This window comes from Gemmobacter lanyuensis, from assembly GCF_014652355.1.
Taxonomy (GTDB): domain Bacteria; phylum Pseudomonadota; class Alphaproteobacteria; order Rhodobacterales; family Rhodobacteraceae; genus Gemmobacter; species Gemmobacter lanyuensis.
Map to the genome: position 1 here is coordinate 532,202 of NZ_BMYQ01000001.1, position 15,775 is coordinate 547,976.

12 protein-coding genes are annotated in these 15,775 nt (G+C 64.0%); 4 read left to right on the forward strand and 8 right to left on the reverse strand.

Annotation, left to right across the window (positions count from 1 at the left end; genetic code table 11):
• Positions 1-355: 355 nt before the first annotated feature.
• Positions 356-1,360 (reverse strand): TDT family transporter, encoded by a 1,005-nt coding sequence (locus IE101_RS02600; protein WP_189632223.1) that lies wholly within the window; start codon positions 1,358-1,360, stop codon positions 356-358.
• 164 nt (positions 1,361-1,524) lie between these two features.
• On the opposite strand from IE101_RS02600, the gene speB reads away from it, so the two are divergent.
• Positions 1,525-2,484 carry an agmatinase gene (gene speB, locus IE101_RS02605; protein ID WP_189632224.1) on the forward strand — a complete coding sequence of 320 codons (960 nt, stop codon included), beginning with the start codon at positions 1,525-1,527 and terminating at the stop codon, positions 2,482-2,484.
• Positions 2,485-2,521: 37 nt separating this feature from the next.
• Here the strand turns inward: speB and IE101_RS02610 are convergent, their stop codons facing one another.
• The 5 genes from IE101_RS02610 to IE101_RS02630 form a co-directional block, all read right to left on the reverse strand.
• Entirely contained in the window at positions 2,522-3,604 is a 1,083-nt protein-coding gene (locus tag IE101_RS02610) for an ABC transporter ATP-binding protein (RefSeq protein WP_189632225.1), read from the reverse strand.
• Positions 3,605-3,616: 12 nt separating this feature from the next.
• A complete protein-coding gene (locus IE101_RS02615; protein WP_189632226.1) occupies positions 3,617-5,239 on the reverse strand; it encodes an alpha-amylase family glycosyl hydrolase in 1,623 nt (540 codons plus the stop codon).
• Between the two features lie 7 nt (positions 5,240-5,246).
• Positions 5,247-6,386 carry a carbohydrate ABC transporter permease gene (locus IE101_RS02620; RefSeq protein ID WP_189632227.1) on the reverse strand — a complete coding sequence of 380 codons (1,140 nt, stop codon included), beginning with the start codon at positions 6,384-6,386 and terminating at the stop codon, positions 5,247-5,249.
• A 41-nt stretch (positions 6,387-6,427) separates the two neighbouring features.
• Complete coding sequence (locus IE101_RS02625; RefSeq protein ID WP_189632228.1) at positions 6,428-7,426, reverse strand: carbohydrate ABC transporter permease; 999 nt, start codon at positions 7,424-7,426, stop codon at positions 6,428-6,430.
• A 69-nt stretch (positions 7,427-7,495) separates the two neighbouring features.
• Positions 7,496-8,842, reverse strand: a complete 1,347-nt coding sequence (locus tag IE101_RS02630; RefSeq protein WP_189632229.1) for an ABC transporter substrate-binding protein — start codon at positions 8,840-8,842, stop codon at positions 7,496-7,498.
• Positions 8,843-9,109: 267 nt separating this feature from the next.
• Here IE101_RS02630 and IE101_RS02635 point away from each other — a divergent pair, with 267 nt between their 5' ends.
• Genes IE101_RS02635 through IE101_RS02645 form a run of 3 tightly spaced genes read left to right on the forward strand, consistent with a single transcriptional unit; the run spans position 9,110 to position 12,508 of the window.
• Positions 9,110-10,135 carry a substrate-binding domain-containing protein gene (locus IE101_RS02635; protein ID WP_189632230.1) on the forward strand — a complete coding sequence of 342 codons (1,026 nt, stop codon included), beginning with the start codon at positions 9,110-9,112 and terminating at the stop codon, positions 10,133-10,135.
• A 5-nt stretch (positions 10,136-10,140) separates the two neighbouring features.
• Positions 10,141-11,457 carry a GH1 family beta-glucosidase gene (locus IE101_RS02640; protein ID WP_189632231.1) on the forward strand — a complete coding sequence of 439 codons (1,317 nt, stop codon included), beginning with the start codon at positions 10,141-10,143 and terminating at the stop codon, positions 11,455-11,457.
• A 52-nt stretch (positions 11,458-11,509) separates the two neighbouring features.
• Positions 11,510-12,508 carry a glucokinase gene (locus tag IE101_RS02645; RefSeq protein WP_189632232.1) on the forward strand — a complete coding sequence of 333 codons (999 nt, stop codon included), beginning with the start codon at positions 11,510-11,512 and terminating at the stop codon, positions 12,506-12,508.
• A 68-nt stretch (positions 12,509-12,576) separates the two neighbouring features.
• Here the strand turns inward: IE101_RS02645 and IE101_RS02650 are convergent, their stop codons facing one another.
• The gene (locus tag IE101_RS02650; protein ID WP_189632233.1) at positions 12,577-13,365 is read right to left on the reverse strand and encodes an FAD binding domain-containing protein; all 789 of its coding nucleotides are present in this window, start codon (positions 13,363-13,365) and stop codon (positions 12,577-12,579) included.
• A 10-nt stretch (positions 13,366-13,375) separates the two neighbouring features.
• Entirely contained in the window at positions 13,376-15,748 is a 2,373-nt protein-coding gene (locus IE101_RS02655; protein WP_189632234.1) for a xanthine dehydrogenase family protein molybdopterin-binding subunit, read from the reverse strand.
• Positions 15,749-15,775 lie beyond the last annotated feature (27 nt).

Consider the following 15,775-nt stretch of genomic DNA (forward strand, 5'->3'; position numbering starts at 1 on the left):
TCGCCTTGTTTCTACCGCTTTCGCCGCGGGGTGCAGGGTCCGTTTGCGCCGTCACCTGATCGCGGAGCGGCTTGAACCGCCCTGCCCGCGCCGGGCCGGATCGCCGCAGTTATCAAAAACGCCACCTATACCCACCACGGCCAGATGGGCGTGGCCCGCCATGAGGCGGGCGCCCGCATCGACGTCTTTCGCCCCTCTGACGGGATGGCCTGCCCGATCCGGCCGACCATGAAGCACGGGTGGCCTGGGGCGGCGAAGAAGCCGCGCATGCGAACCACGCGGCACCCAGCGGCGCCGTTGCCGATGCGCTGGGGTGATGATCGCGCGCGGGTTCGTGGCGACCATCCCGCGGTGATCAGGCCTCGGCCGCGTTGGTGCGCGCGGCAAGGCCGCCCTTCATCCAGGCCACCAGTACCCGCACCACGACATAGGGGATGAAGCCCATCCCGAAGGCCAAGATCATCGCCCCCGTCACATCCAATTGCAACGCGAACAGCGCCCCCGCCAGCGCCGCCAGCGGAAAGGTAAAGGCCCCCCACAGCGCCGAAAACCCGCTGATGACCATGTGACGCGCCCCGAACAGCAATGCCAGCGCGATCAGCGCCGCCACAACGCCAAAGCCGATGGCGACCTGCCACAGCCCCAACCCCGCCGACACCGTCGCCAGAAGGCTTGCCGGCGCAAGATGGATGGCCAGAAGCGGACGCAGCGGCGCAGGCGGCACCCGCGTCACGATCTGCCAGAGCGACCAGAGCCAGATCGCCACCGCTATCGGACCCGTCAGCCAGACCAGACCGGTCGCAAGCTGGGTCAGACCCAGCGGTACGGCCGAAAGCCCCCCGATGATGAAGCCCGCGAAATGCAAATGCCAGACCGGCGTCACCTCGCGCCCCTCTTTCGGCGCCTGCAGGAAATGGCGGATCACCAGCAGGGCCAGCACCCCATGCAGCCCCAGCCCCGCCCAAAGCACCCCCTGCGCGACCCCGGCGTCATAAGGCACCATCACCGCCGCCACCAAGAGCGCCCCAAGGCTGCCCGCCGCCAGCCCGGCCCGGCCCGGCAGGGTCCGCAGGTCCTCGGCCACGACGCCGGGCCTTCGGCCGATCTTGACCGCATAGCCCACCGCCGCAAAGGCCCAGAGCGCGACCGCCACCCCCAACAACAGCTCGGCCGGTTCGGGCGGCAGGCCAAAGGCCTGCAACCCCCGCCGCAGCGCCAGCCCCAGCCCCAAAAGCCCCATCAGCGCCGGAAAGACGGCAGGCGGCATCCGCGCGAAGAGCCGGGGCTTGCGCGGCGGAAACTCCGGCGGCGGGAAGGACCGCGGGCGATAGCCGGCAGGGTCGGGACGCGGGTCGGACATGGGTACCTCATGAAACCTATGGGAGAAGGCGTAACCCATCCTGCAGCCTCAAAAAAGCCCCCCGCGCGCGACAGATCGTCCACGACATGCGCTGTCGCAAAGGAACAAGCCCCGGCCGCCCCCTCGGCCAAGAGTACCGGGCATAGGCCCAACAGAGAGAAAACATGTCTGCCAACAGCTATGACACCGGACGGCTCAACCTGCCCTTCGTCGGCATTTCGACCTTCGGCAAACGCCCTTACCAACCGGACTGGAGCAAGATCGACGCCGAGGTCGCGGTCATGGGGGCGCCCTTCGACTTCGGCACCCAGTTCCGGGCGGGTGCCCGCTTTGGCCCGCGCGCGGTGCGCGAGGCTTCAACCCTCTTCAGCTTCGGCCATGCGGGCGCCTATGACCATGAGGATGATTGCACCTATCTGGGCGGCGATGTCCGCATCGTCGATATCGGGGATGCCGATATCGTGCATACCGACACCGAAACCAGCCACGCCAATATCGAGGCCGGGGTGCGCGCGATCCTGAAGGCAGGCGCCCTGCCGGTGGTGATCGGGGGGGACCATTCGGTGAATATCCCCTGCATCCGCGCCTTTGACGATCAGGGGCCGATCCACATCCTGCAAATCGACGCGCATCTGGATTTCGTCGATGTGCGCCACGGGGTGCGCCACGGCCATGGAAACCCGATGCGCCGCGCGGCTGAGAAAGACTATGTGACCGGGATCACCGCCCTTGGGATCCGCAACGTCAGCTCGACCACGCAGGAAGGTTATGTTGCCGCGCGGGCAATGGGGGATGATATCCTCTCGGTGCGGCAGGTGCGGAAACTGGGCACCGAAGGGGTGCTGGCGCGCATCCCCAAGGGCGCGCGGATCTACGTCACCATCGATATTGACGGCTTTTGCCCCTCGATCGCACCAGGGACCGGCACGCCCTCGCATGGCGGGTTCCTCTATTACGAGGTGCTGGAAATTCTGCAGGGGGTCGCGCGCAACCATGATGTCGTGGGCATCGATCTGGTCGAGGTCGCGCCGGATTACGACCCGACGCAATCCACCGGCATCCTGGCCGCGCAGGTGTTGTTGAACTTCCTCGGCTTCATCTTCCACGCCCGCGCGCAACGCTGAACAAAGTATGGGGCGGCCCTTCCGCCGCCCCTTACCCTTAGCGATAGAGCAGCGAGCGGCCGTTGCTGAAGAGATGGATCTTCGACGGATCGGCGGTCAGCCGCACTGTCCCGTGCCGCAGATCGCGGTGGATGCCGGGCAGCTTGGCCACGACCTGACGGTCACCTTCCTTGCGGAAATAGAGCAGCGTCACCTCGCCCAGGGCCTCGGTGATCTCGACCTGCCCGGTGTAAAGCGCGGTGCCTTCCGTCGGGACCAGATCCTCGGGGCGCACGCCCAGATTGACCTTCAGCCCCTTGTCGCTGGCCTGGGTCGGAATCGCGGCCACAGCCTCGCCTCCGTTTTCAAGCCGGATACGGGTCTGGGCGCCCGTCTCCACGATCTCACCGGGCATGAGGTTCATCGACGGGCTGCCGATGAATTGCGCGACGAATTCGTTTTCGGGACGTTCATACAGCTCCAGCGGCGTGCCGACCTGGCTGATGCCGCCCCCGGCCAGCACGACGATGCGGCTTGCCAGTGTCATCGCTTCGACCTGATCGTGGGTCACATAGATCATGGTGCTGTCGGGCATCGCCTCTTTCAGCTGGGCAATCTCGATCCGCGTGGCCACGCGCAGCGCGGCGTCGAGGTTCGAGAGCGGCTCATCGAAGAGATAGACCTTCGGGTCGCGCACGATGGCCCGGCCGATCGCCACCCGCTGCCGCTGCCCCCCCGACAGCGCCTTGGGCAAACGTTCCAGATAGGGCGTCAGCTGCAGGATGCGCGCGGCCTTTTCCACCGCGGCGTTGATTTCGGCCTGCGGCTTCTTCGCCAGCTTCAGCGCAAAGGACATGTTTTCCCGCACCGTCATATGCGGGTAAAGCGCATAGGACTGAAACACCATCGCGATCCCGCGTTCCGAGGGCGGAACCTCGTTCATGCGGACGCCATCAATGGTGAAATCCCCCCCCGTAATCTTCTCCAACCCCGCGATCATGCGGAGCAAGGTCGATTTCCCGCAGCCCGAGGGGCCGACAAAAACGATCAGCTCGCCGGATTTGATGTCGAGATTGATGTCCTTGAGGACCTTCACCTCGCCATAGGCCTTTTCAACCCCGGACAGATTCAGCTTGGCCATGACTTCCCCCCTTCACACCTGGCGGGCAAGGCAGATCTGCCATGCCCCCAGGTTCACCCTGTTCTTGTCTGCAGGCTGGCTGCCCAGCTCTGCCCCGATCAGTTCCCATGCGCCCACGGGCAGCCCGATCTCTTGCGGCACCTCGGACAGGTTGAAGGCGCAGAAGATCGCGCCTGCCCCTGCACCACGGGTAAAGCGGATGACGCCGCCCTCGGCCACGATACCCGCCATGCTGCCGTCGCGCAGCACGGGATGGGCGCGGCGGAAGGCCAGGGCGCGGCGGTAATGTTCCAGCATCGAGGACGGGTCGCCCGTCTGCGCGGCCACGGACCGCGGCAGATGCGGCGCCGTCACCGGCAGCCAGCTGCGCGGAGCAGTGCTGAACCCCGCCAGCGCATTGTCGGTCTGCCAGACCATCGGCGTGCGCGCGCCATCGCGCCCCTTGAATTCGGGCCAGAACTCAATGCCATAGGGATCTTGCAGGTCTTCAAAGGCCAGCTCTGCCTCGGGCAGGCCCAGCTCTTCGCCCTGATAGAGGCAGAGCGACCCGCGCAAGCAGACCAGCAGCGCCGTATAGGTTTTGGCCGCTGCGTCCGACAGGTTCCAGCGTGTGATATGACGGACCGTGTCGTGGTTCGAATAGCTCCAGCAGGGCCAGGCATCGGGTGCGGCCGCCGCCATGCGGGCAAAGGTTTCCTCAACCCCCGTCGCGGTCAGGCGGCTGGGTTGCAGCATCTCGAACGGGTAGCACATCTGCACCTTGTCCCCGCCCGAGGTATATTCGGCCATGATCTCCAGCCCGCGTTGGGCATCGCCCACCTCGCCCACGGCCGCCGCGCCGTAGGGGTTCAGCACGGCGCGGAATTTCCTCAGGAATTCAAGGTTTTCCGGCTGGTTCTTGGAAAACAGGTGCAGCTGGTGGTTATAGGGATTCACCGAGGGCGCGATACTGTCGTTCCGCAGTTCGGGCGGCAGCGAAGGATTGTCGCGCAAGTATTTGTCGGCAAAGTAGAAATTTATGGTATCCAAGCGGAATCCATCCACCCCGCGTTCCAGCCAGAACTGCGCCACCTGCAGCAGCGCCTCTTGCACATCCGGGTTGTGCAGGTTCAGGTCGGGCTGCGAGGTCAGGAAGTTGTGGAGGTAATACTGCCGCCGCCGCCCGTCCCAGTGCCAGGCTGAACCGCCAAAGACAGACAACCAGTTGTTCGGCGCGGTGCCATCGGGTTTCGGCTCGGCCCAGACATACCAGTCGGCCTTAGGGTTGGTTCGGTCCATCCGGCTTTCGCGGAACCAGGGATGCGCGTCCGAGGTATGCGACAGCACAAGGTCAATCATCACCCGCAGGCCCAGATCATGGGCCCGCGCCACCAGCGCGTCAAAATCGGCCAACGTGCCGAACATCGGGTCGATGTCGCAATAATCGCTGACATCATAGCCGAAGTCCTTCATGGGCGAGGTGAAGAACGGGCTGATCCAGATTGCATCAGCCCCCAGGGCCGCGATGTGATCCAGCCGCGCGGTGATGCCCGGCAGATCGCCGATGCCGTCGCCGTTGCTGTCCTGATAGCTGCGCGGATAGATCTGATAGATCGTCGCGCCACGCCACCAATTCGGGTCTTTCGGAAGGGTCATTGTCGTCTCACTTCACCGAGCCGGCCAGCAGACCGCGCACGAGGTATTTTTGCATTGCGAAGAACACGGCCAGCGGCACCGCGATCGAGATGAAGGCCGAGGCGGACAGGATTTCCCAATCCCCCCCGCGCGAACCCATGAGGTTCAAAAGCGTGCCGGTCAGCACCATCTGATCCTCGGTCGTGCCAAGGAAGACCATGGCGACCAGCAAGTCGTTCCAGGTCCAGAGGAACTGGAAGATCGCGAAAGAGGCCAGCGCCGGAAAGGACAGCGGCAGGATGATCTTGGTGAAGATCTGGAAATCTGTCGCGCCGTCGACCTTGGCGTTTTCGATGATGTCGCGCGGCAGACCGGCCATGTAATTTCGCAAAAGGTAGATCGCGAGCGGCAGGCCGAACCCGGTATGGGCGAGCCAGACCCCCAGATAGCCTTTGCCGATGCCGATCATGTTGTGGAACTGCAGAAGCGGGATCAGCGCAAGTTGCAGCGGCACCACCAGCAGACCCACCACCGCCGCCACCAGCAGCGCCCGGCCCGGAAACTCCATCCAGGCCAGCGCATAGGCAGCGAAGGCGGCAATCAGGATCGGGATGATCGTGGCCGGGATCGACACCGTCAGCGTGTTCAGAAAGGCCTTGCCGACGCTTTGCCCCGGCGCGGGTTTGAACAGCACCGTGTCATAATTGTTCAGCGTGAACTGCGGCGGCGTGCTGGCAGTGGCAAAGACGCGCGGCATCCGCAGATCGGCCATCGTCTGTGTCGAAGAGAGCGTGAAGGCCCCCGTCTCGGTCACGGTCAGCGCCTCACCCGTGGGCAGGGCCGCGGTTTCGCCTGCCGCATAGGCCTCGGGGTCCTTGGAATTAAACCCCCAGCGGCTGATCGTGGCGCCCGCCCCATCAAAGAGCGTGCCGTCGATCACATAGACGCCGTCGCGCTGCACCTCCTCGCCCTTGAGACGGATCGCGGGCATCTGCGCCTCTTGCGTCGAGAGCGACCGCCACCACCCTGACGAGGCAATCTGGTCGGCGGTGCGGAAAGACGAAATGAACAGCCCCAGCGTCGGAAAGACCCAGAGCGCCACCAGAAGTGCGGCCGATAGATGAACCGCCCAGACCAGCGCGGGCTTGGAACCGGCGATGTTATCCATGAATTGCTCCTTTACGGTCGCAGATTGCGGGTCGGGCCATCTCAGCGCATCTCCTTGCGGGCGTTGTAGACGTTCCAGACCAGAATGGGTGTCACCAGCGCCATGATCACCATGGCCGCAGCCGAACCCACACCCCAATCCGAGGCCGTGAACAGCTTGTCATACATGTAATTGGCCAGAACCTGGCTTTCCCATTGGCCATTGGTCATGGCGCGGACGATGTCGAAGACCTTCAGCACCACGATGGTGATGGTCGTCCAGACCACGATGATCGTGCCCATGATCTGCGGCACCTTGATCTTGAAGAAGATCTGGAACGGATTGGCACCGTCCAGGATGGCTGCCTCGATCGTGTCCTCAGGCACGCCACGCAGCGCGGCAGACAGGATCACCATGGCAAAGCCCGACTGGATCCAGACCAGCACCGCCATCAGGAAAAAGTTGTTCCAGAACGGGATCTGCAGCCATTGCTGCGGCGCATCTCCCCCGAGCGCCAGATAGACCGCATTCAGGATGCCGATCTGGTCGGTCCCTGCGGGGCGCACGTCATAGATCAGCTTCCAGATCACCGAGGCGCCGACAAAGGAAATCGCCATCGGCATGAAAATCAAAGACTTGGCAATGCTGCCCCACCAGATACGGTCCGTCAGCTGGGCCGCCAGCAGGCCAAAAGCCGTCGAGGCCGCAGGCACCACCACCAGCCACAGGGCGTTGGAGCGCATCGATTCCCAGAATTTCGCTTCCGTCATCATCTGGGCGTAATTGGCACCACCGACGAAGGTCTCACCCGTCTTGTCATGCAGCGACAGCCAGAGCGTCGCAAAGACCGGATAGGCCAGATAAAGGCCAAGTGCGATCAGGGCGGGCAGCAGAAACAGCCAGGGCCGGATCATATTGGCGCGGTTGATGTTGCGCCCGGCCTGCGGTCCGCGTGCGGGGAACAGAACCTTGTCCAGCACGAGATTGGCAAAATAGAAATAACCGATACAACCGCCGACACCGACCACGATGGTCAGCACGGCTTGAAATGCGGGATGCATGTTCCCCCCTCCCTCTGATCGAACACGCGGTCGAAGCGCGGGCCCGGAACACCGGACCCGCGCGCCGGATCACTTCGGCCAGGCCGCGTCGATCTGGGCTGCCGCATCCGCCGCCGACTTGCCGCCAACGTAATCGACCATGCCGGTCCAGAAGCTGCCCGCGCCCACGGCGCCCGGCATCAGGTCAGAACCGTCAAACCGGAAGGTGGTGGCCGAGGTCAGCATCTCGCCCTGTTTCTTCAGCGCGCCCGAACCATAGAGTTCGGCATTCGCGCCCTTGAACGGGGTGACGAAGCCGCTTTGCGCCATCCAGACTTCGTGGGCGATCGGGGTTTTCAGGAAGTCGATGAAGGCCCGTGCGGCATCGCTGTCCTTGGTGATGAAGGCCAGGGTGCCTGCGCCCAGCACCGGGGTGCCGAGGTCCTTGGTGTCATCCGCCGGGAAGTAGAAGAAGTCGGCATCCTCACCCACCACGGTGCCTTCCGGGAAGAAGGACGGGATGAACGAGGCCTGACGGTGCATGTAGCACTGCGGCGGCGAGGCGAAGAGACCCTTGGGGCTGTCGCGGAAATCGGTCGAGGCCACGGCGGCGGCGCCACCGGCGACATATTTGTCATTCTTGGCGAACCAGCCGAATTCCTCAATTGCGCCCACAACGGCCGGATCGGTGAACGGAATCTCGTGGTTGACCCATTTGTCGTAGGTTTCGGGTGATTGGGTCCGCAGCATCAGGTCTTCGACCCAGTCGGTCGCGGGCCAGCCCGTCGCACCGCCCGACCCCAGACCGATGCACCAGGGGGTGCCGCCATCCGCCACGATCTTGTCGGTCAGCGCCTTCAGCTCGGCCATGGTTTTCGGGATTTCATAGCCCGCATCGGCAAAATTGTCGGGCGAATACCAGACCAGCGACTTCACGTCGGCCTTGTAGGGGAAAGCATAAAGGGCTTCTTCCCCGTCCTTGCCCTTGTAGGTGCCGAGCTTGGCCCAGTCGGCGCCCGCGGCATAGTTGTCTTCCAGCCATTTCTTCGTCTCGTCGCCCAGCGGCGCGATAAAGCCCTTGGCCGCCAGTTCCGCGATCAGGCCCGGCTGCGGCAGAATGGCGATATCGGGTGGGCTGCCCGCCTGGGTATCGACCATGATCTGCTGCTCGTAGCCTTCCGAGGACGAATAATTCACCTTCACGCCCGAAGCGGCGCTGAAATAGGCCAGCACCGATTCCACCAGCGCCTGATCCTCGCCGCGCCAGGGGCCGAAGATGGTCAGGCTTTGGCCGTCCAGATTGGTCGCCTCGTCATAGGCCTTGTAGCTGTCCCAGTTGAAGGCGCCTTCGCCGACAGGGAATTTCAGGTCCTGCGCAAAGGCACCGCCCGCTGACAGCGCCAGGACTGCTGCCCCGGCGAAGAGTTTCCGCGTCATGTCTTCCTCCCGTTTATTCGCTCCAACAGGCCGGGCTCCCGGTCCGGCCTGACCAAAGCGGGAATCGCGTTCAAACCGCTTTGAATGACCCCACTATGCGCGCAGCCCCCCTCAAGTCAACAAATCTCTGGACGCCCACCCCGACAAATCCTTGTTTTGCAATTCCAGAAACAACGAATTGCGGCGTTTTTTGACGGCATTGGGCTTTGACCTTGCGACAGGCTGCCGCTAAGATCAGCCAGAATTTGAAACGCTTTGGCCGGAACGATGAACCTCAAGGAGCTTGCGCGCAAACTCGATCTCTCGCCCACGACCGTCAGCCGCGCGCTAAACGGTTATCCCGAGGTGAACGAGGCCACGCGGGAACGCGTCGCGGCAGCGGCCAAACGCTACAATTACAAACCCAACACCCGCGCGATCCGGCTGGCCACGGGCCGGGCCATGGCGGTGGGCCATGTGATCCCCGTCGCCACCCGGCATGAGATCGTGAACCCCGTCTTCGCCGATTTCATCGCCGGCGCGGGTGAGGTCTATTCCCGTAACGGCTATGACATGCTGCTGTCGATCGTGCCGGACGACAATGAGGAACGCGTCTACCGCGAACTGAAATCGCGCGGCACCGTCGATGGCGTGATCCTCCATGCCCCCAATACGGAAGACCCGCGCATCCCGCTGCTGGTGGAACTGGGCATTCCTTTCGTGGTCCATGGTCGCGCCACCGGCACCGCGCCGCCCTATTCTTGGGTCGATGTGAACAACCGCCGCGCCTTCCTGCGGGCGACCGAATTCCTGCTGGATCTGGGGCATCGCCGCATCGGGCTGCTGAACGGTCTTGAAAAGATGGATTTCGCCATCCGCCGTCGCACCGGATATGAAGATGCTCTGGCCAGCCGCGGCATCCCGGCCGACCCCGAAATCATGGTCAGCGAAGAGATGACCGAGGCCGCGGGCTATCGCGCCACGCGCGCCATGATGGCACTGCCCAATCCACCGACGGCGCTTCTTGCGTCCTCCATCATCATAGGCTTCGGCATCCGGCGCGCGCTGGAGGATATGGGCCTTGCCATGGGGCGCGATGTCTCGGTCATCGTGCATGATGACGACCTGAGCTATATGCGCAATGGCGAGGATGTGCCGGTCTTTACCGCCACGCGGTCTTCAGTGCGCGAGGCAGGGCGCCGCGCGGCCGATATGCTGATCTCGATCATCACCGGCAAGGTTCTGGCCCCGCAGGAACAGCTGCTTGAGGCGGAATTGATCATCGGCCAATCCACTGGCCCCTGCAAAGGCTGACCCGCATGCTGCCGCCGCGCGCCTCTTTCCCGGAAGGGTTCCTGTTCGGGGTGGCGACTGCCGCCTATCAGATCGAAGGATCACGCTTTGGCGGCTGCGGGCCGTCGCATTGGGATACCTTCGCCGCGACCCCCGGCAATGTCGTGCGGGCCGAGGATGGCGCCACCGCTTGTGACCATTACCACCGCTGGCCCGAGGATCTGGATCTGATCCGCGCGGGCGGGTTTGACGCCTACCGCTTTTCCACCAGCTGGGCGCGGGTCATGCCCGACGGGCGCAGACCGAACCCCGAGGGGCTGGATTTTTACGACCGGCTCGTCGATGGCATGGTCGAACGCGGGCTGCGGCCGTTCCTGACGCTGTATCACTGGGATCTGCCTGCGGCGCTGGCCGATCAGGGGGGCTGGGCCAACCGCGACACCTGCCACCGCTTTGCCGATTATGCCGCCTGTGTGCAGGCCCGGATCGGGGACCGGGTGGCGACAACCGCCACCATCAACGAACCCTGGTGCGTGGCTTGGCTCTCGCATTTTCTCGGCGCCCATGCGCCAGGGCTGCGCGATATCCGCGCCGCCGCGCGGGCGATGCACCATATCCTGCTCGCCCATGGCCTTGCGATGGAGCAGCTACGCGCCGCGGGTCAGCGCAATCTCGGCATCGTGCTGAACTTTGACCATGCCACCCCCGCCAGCGATGCGCCCGGCGATCTGCGCGCCGCCGCCGTGCAGGATGCGATCTTCAACCGTTGGTTCATCGAGGCGATCACCCGCCAGACCTACCCGGCCGAGGCACTTGAAGGGCTTTTGCCCCACCTGCCTGCCCGCTGGGAGGCGGATATGGCCGTGATCGGCCAGCCGCTCGACTGGCTGGGGGTAAATTACTACACCCGCCACCTGCATGCCGATGCGCCCGGCACCGCATGGCCCGCCACGCGCGACGTGCCCGGCCCCCTGCCCAAGACGCAGATGGGATGGGAAATCTATCCTGAGGGGCTGGAACATTTCCTGACCCGCCTTGCGCGCGATCATGTGGGCGACCTGCCGCTTTATGTCACCGAAAATGGCATGGCGAATGCCGATCTTGCAGGCGTCGATGACGAAGGCCGCATTGCCTTTGTTGCCCGCCATCTTGAGGCTGCACAGCGCGCCATGGCCGGGGGCGCCAATCTGCGCGGCTTCTTCTACTGGTCGCTTCTGGACAATTACGAATGGGCCGAAGGCTATGACAAGCGCTTTGGCCTGGTGCATGTCGATTTCCGCACCTTGGCAAGAACCCCGAAAGCGTCCTATCACGCGCTTCGACGTGCGCTCGCGCACAACTGACCCCAATCGGTTGCTCTGGCCCGGCACCGCCCATGATACCCCGGAGGATAGCATGAGTGACACCCTTCCCGCGCTGGTTGCCGATATTGGCGGCACGAACACGCGCGTGGCCCTGGCCGATGGCAAGGTGATCCGCGAACAGAGCATCCGTCGCTTCCGCAATGCCGAATACAATGGCATCGATGAAGTGCTGGCCCGCTATATGGCCGAGGAAGGCATTTCCGACGTGGCCGGAGCCTGTGTGGCAGCGGCGGGTCCGCTGCGGCATGGGGCCATCGTCATGACCAATCTGCGCGATAGCGATGACCGCCCCTGGGTGATTGACGCTGGCCGCGTGTCGCAGGCCACGGGCGCCGATCACGTCGCCATCCTGAACGATCTGCAGGCGCAGGGTCAGGCGCTTGGCCATATCGCGCCCGAAAATCTGCGCCCCGTGGTGGCAGGCCCGGTTGAGGCCGGCGGGACGATGTTGGTTGTCGGGCTGGGGACGGGGGTCAATGCGGCCCCGGTGCATGAAACGCCCTGGGGGCGGATCGTGCCGCCCTCGGAATGTGGGCATGTGAACCTGCCCGCCCAATCGGATGAGGATTTCCGCCTGGTGCGCTTTATCGAGCATCTGCTGGATTCCCGCGGCGAAACCGCCCATGCCGGGGTGGAAGAGGTTCTGTCGGGCCGCGGGCTTGCCAATCTGCACAGCTTTGCCGCCGCCGAAGCGGGCGGCCAAAGCGAGGCGGCCTCGGCCGAGGTGCTGGCCGCCCTTGCTGCGGGGGATGCCACCGCCGCCCATGCTGCGCGGCTTTATACCCGGATCGTGGCCGAGATGCTGGCCGATCAGGCGCTGATCCATCTGCCCTATGGCGGAATTTACCTGATCGGGGGCATGTCGCTCGCCATGGCGCCGCATTTCGCGACCTTCGGGCTTGAGGCGCAGTTCCGCAAGCCGCGGCGCATCCCGCTGCTGCAGGGGGAATTCGCCATCACCGTGGTGGCCGACGATTACGCGGCCCTGACGGGCTGCGCGGTCTATCTGGAAAATGGCGGGCGCGGCTAACCACCCCACCCCGTAAAAATGAATAAGGCCCGCCACTTGGCGGGCCTTATTCATACCTTGGATGAAGATCAGCAGGCCGCCAGAACTGCCCGCTTGGTCAGCACCTTGCACAGATGGGCGCGATAGGCCCCCGTGCCATGCAAGTCCGAGATCATGTCATCGCCCGACAGGCTCAGCCCCTCGATCGCATCGGGCGTGAAGCTGGCCGAAAGCGCGGCCTCGGCCTCGGCCCAGCGGAAGACCCCGTCGTTCGAGGCCCCGGTGATCGCCACCCGCACGCCCGAGGCGAACTTGGCAACGAACACCCCCGTCAGCGCAAAGCGCGAGGCCGGTTGGTCGAACTTCACATAGGCCGCCTTTTCCGGGATCGGAAAGCGCACCTCGGTGATGATCTCACCCTCCTCGAGCGCGGTTGAGAACATGCCAAGGAAATAGTCATCCGCCGCGATCTGCCGGGCATTGGTGACAATCACCGCCCCCGACCCAAGCACAGCCGAAGGGTAACAGGCCGAAGGGTCATTGTTGGCAAGGCTGCCGCCAATGGTGCCACGGCTGCGCACCGCCGGATCCCCGATCCCTGCCGCAAGACAGGCAAGCGCGGGATAATGCGCCCCCGCCTCGGCCGCGACGGTGGCATGGGGCGTTGCCGCCCCGATATGCAGCCCGCTGTCCCCGCGGCAAACGCCCGTCATCTCGGCGATGCCGGTCAGGCTGACCAGCACATCCGGGGTGTTCAGACGCTGCTTCATGGTGGGGATCAGGGTCTGCCCGCCCGACAGGGCCACGGCCCCCTCGCTTGATAATGCCTTCACCGCATCCGCGATGCTGGAGGGTTTGACGAATTGGAAATCACGCATCGCAGCCTCCTTACGCGTTCATCGCCGCCCAGACGCGCGACGGCGTCAGGGGCATGTCGATATGGGTGATGTCGGTGCGCCCGGCGCGATGCAGGGCATCGATCACCGCATTCACCACCGCAGGCGGCGATCCGATGGCCCCGGCCTCACCACAGCCCTTCACCCCCAGCGGGTTGTGCGTGCAAGGCGTGCAGCAGGAATGATCGACCTTGAACATCGGCAGATCATCGGCCCGCGGCATGGCGTAATCCATGAAGGACCCCGACAGAAGCTGGCCGTTTTCATCATAGACGCAGTTTTCCAGCAACGCCTGACCAATGCCCTGCGCCAGACCGCCCTGCACCTGGCCTTCGACGATCATCGGGTTGACGATATTGCCGAAGTCATCCGCCGCGCTGAAGGCGAGGATCTGCACCTTGCCGGTTTCGGGATCAACCTCAACCTCGCAGCCATAGGCGCCCGAGGGATAGGTAAAGTTCGACGGATCATAGAAAGCCGTCTCTTCCAGCCCCGGCTCCATGCTTTCCAGCGGGTAGTTATGCGGCACATAGGCCGCCAACGTCACCCCCGTCCAATCGACCGATTTGTCGGTGCCGGCGACGCTGAACTTGCCGTCCTTCAGCTCGATATCGGCCTCGCTGGCCTCAAGCAGATGGGCCGCGATCTTCTTGGCCTTGTTGATGATCTTGTTCGTGGCCTTCACGATGGCCGATCCCCCCACGGCCAGCGAGCGCGAGCCATAGGTGCCCATGCCCATCGGCGTGTTCGAGGTATCGCCATGCACGATCTCGATCTGACTGGCATCCACGCCGATCATCTCGGCCACGACCTGGGCAAAGCTGGTCTCATGCCCCTGACCATGGCTGTGGCTGCCGGTAAAGACCGAAATCGACCCCGTGGCATTCACCCGCACCGTGGCGCTTTCATAAAGCCCCGCCCGCGCGCCCAGCTGCCCCACAAGGTTCGAGGGCGCGATACCGCAGGCCTCGATATAATGGGCGATGCCAAAGCCGCGCAGCTTTCCCCGCGCCTTGGATTCCGCCGCCCGCGCCTCAAAGCCCGCGTGGTCGGAAATCTCCAGCAGCTTGTCCATCGTGGCGTGGTAGTTGCCGGTGTCATAGACCACGGCGACCGGCGTCTGATAGGGGAACTGATCGGGGGTGATGAAGTTCTGGCGCCGCAACGCCACCGGATCAACGCCCAGCTCGCGCGCGGCCTTGTCCACCAGACGTTCCAGCTGGAAGGTCGCCTCGGGGCGACCCGCGCCACGATAGGCATCGACCGGCACGGTGTTGGTGAACACGGCCTTCACGTTCACATAGATCAGCGGCGTGCGGTAGTTGCCCGCCATCAGCGTGCCATGCAGCCACGTCGGGATCGAGGGCGCGAAGGTCGAGAGGTAAGCCCCCATATTCGCATAGGTTTCAGTGCGAAGCGCGGTGAAGTTGTTGTCACCATCCAGTGCAAGCTGGATCTTGGTCACATGGTCGCGGCCCTGCGCGTCCGAGATGAAGGCCTCGGACCGGGTCGAGGTCCATTTGACCGGCACGCCCAGCGTTTTCGCCGCGAAGGTCACGAAGGCCTCTTCGGCATAGTGGTAGATCTTCGATCCGAAACCACCGCCCACATCGGGCGCCACCACGCGCAGCTTGCTTTCCGGGATGCCCAGCACGAAGGCCCCCATCAGCAGGCGGATCACATGCGGGTTCTGCGAGGTGGTGTAAAGCGTCGAATTGCCCGAATGGCTTTCGTAATCGCCCACCGCCACCCGCGGCTCCATCGGGTTGGCGACGAGACGGTTGTTGATCAGCTCCAGCGTGGTGACATGGGCGGCCTTGGCAAAGGCCTCATCGACAGCGGCCTTGTTCTCTTCGACAAAACCCCAATCATAGCAAAGGTTTGAGGTCAGCTCTTCATGAACTTTCGGACTGTCGGGCTGCAATGCGGCCTTCATGTCCAGAACCGGCGTCAGTTCGGTGATGTCGATCTCGACCGCCTCGGCGGCGTCGCGCGCCTGGTCCAGCGTTTCGGCCACCACCACGGCGATCGGATCGCCCACATGGCGCACCTTGCCATCGGCCAGAACCGGGTGTTTCGGTTCCTGCATCGGCTTGCCAAAGCGGTCGGTCACCTGCCAGCCGCAAGGAATGCCGCCCACGCCGGCGAAATCGGCGGCGGTAAAGACCTTCAGCACACCGGGCATCGCCTCGGCGGCGCTGACATCGACCTTGTTCAGCGTGCCATGTGCCACTTCCGACCGGACAAACCAGGCATAGGCCTGTCCGCGAATGTTGATATCGTCCGTATAGCGGCCCTTTCCGGTCAGGAACCGCACATCCTCGCGCCGCTTGGTGCTGGCGCCGATGCCACCGTCTTTCGGCATTTATTCCTCCCTTGATGCGAAGCGTCT

Excerpts from the sequence above, each read along its gene's own strand:
- IE101_RS02600 (WP_189632223.1), bottom strand. The coding sequence starts at position 1,360 with ATGTCCGACCCGCGTCCCGACCCTGCCGGCTATCGCCCGCGGTCCTTC.
- speB (WP_189632224.1), top strand. The coding sequence starts at position 1,525 with ATGTCTGCCAACAGCTATGACACCGGACGGCTCAACCTGCCCTTCGTC.
- IE101_RS02610 (WP_189632225.1), bottom strand. The coding sequence starts at position 3,604 with ATGGCCAAGCTGAATCTGTCCGGGGTTGAAAAGGCCTATGGCGAGGTG.
- IE101_RS02615 (WP_189632226.1), bottom strand. The coding sequence starts at position 5,239 with ATGACCCTTCCGAAAGACCCGAATTGGTGGCGTGGCGCGACGATCTAT.
- IE101_RS02620 (WP_189632227.1), bottom strand. The coding sequence starts at position 6,386 with ATGGATAACATCGCCGGTTCCAAGCCCGCGCTGGTCTGGGCGGTTCAT.
- IE101_RS02625 (WP_189632228.1), bottom strand. The coding sequence starts at position 7,426 with ATGCATCCCGCATTTCAAGCCGTGCTGACCATCGTGGTCGGTGTCGGC.
- IE101_RS02630 (WP_189632229.1), bottom strand. The coding sequence starts at position 8,842 with ATGACGCGGAAACTCTTCGCCGGGGCAGCAGTCCTGGCGCTGTCAGCG.
- IE101_RS02635 (WP_189632230.1), top strand. The coding sequence starts at position 9,110 with ATGAACCTCAAGGAGCTTGCGCGCAAACTCGATCTCTCGCCCACGACC.
- IE101_RS02640 (WP_189632231.1), top strand. The coding sequence starts at position 10,141 with ATGCTGCCGCCGCGCGCCTCTTTCCCGGAAGGGTTCCTGTTCGGGGTG.
- IE101_RS02645 (WP_189632232.1), top strand. The coding sequence starts at position 11,510 with ATGAGTGACACCCTTCCCGCGCTGGTTGCCGATATTGGCGGCACGAAC.
- IE101_RS02650 (WP_189632233.1), bottom strand. The coding sequence starts at position 13,365 with ATGCGTGATTTCCAATTCGTCAAACCCTCCAGCATCGCGGATGCGGTG.
- IE101_RS02655 (WP_189632234.1), bottom strand. The coding sequence starts at position 15,748 with ATGCCGAAAGACGGTGGCATCGGCGCCAGCACCAAGCGGCGCGAGGAT.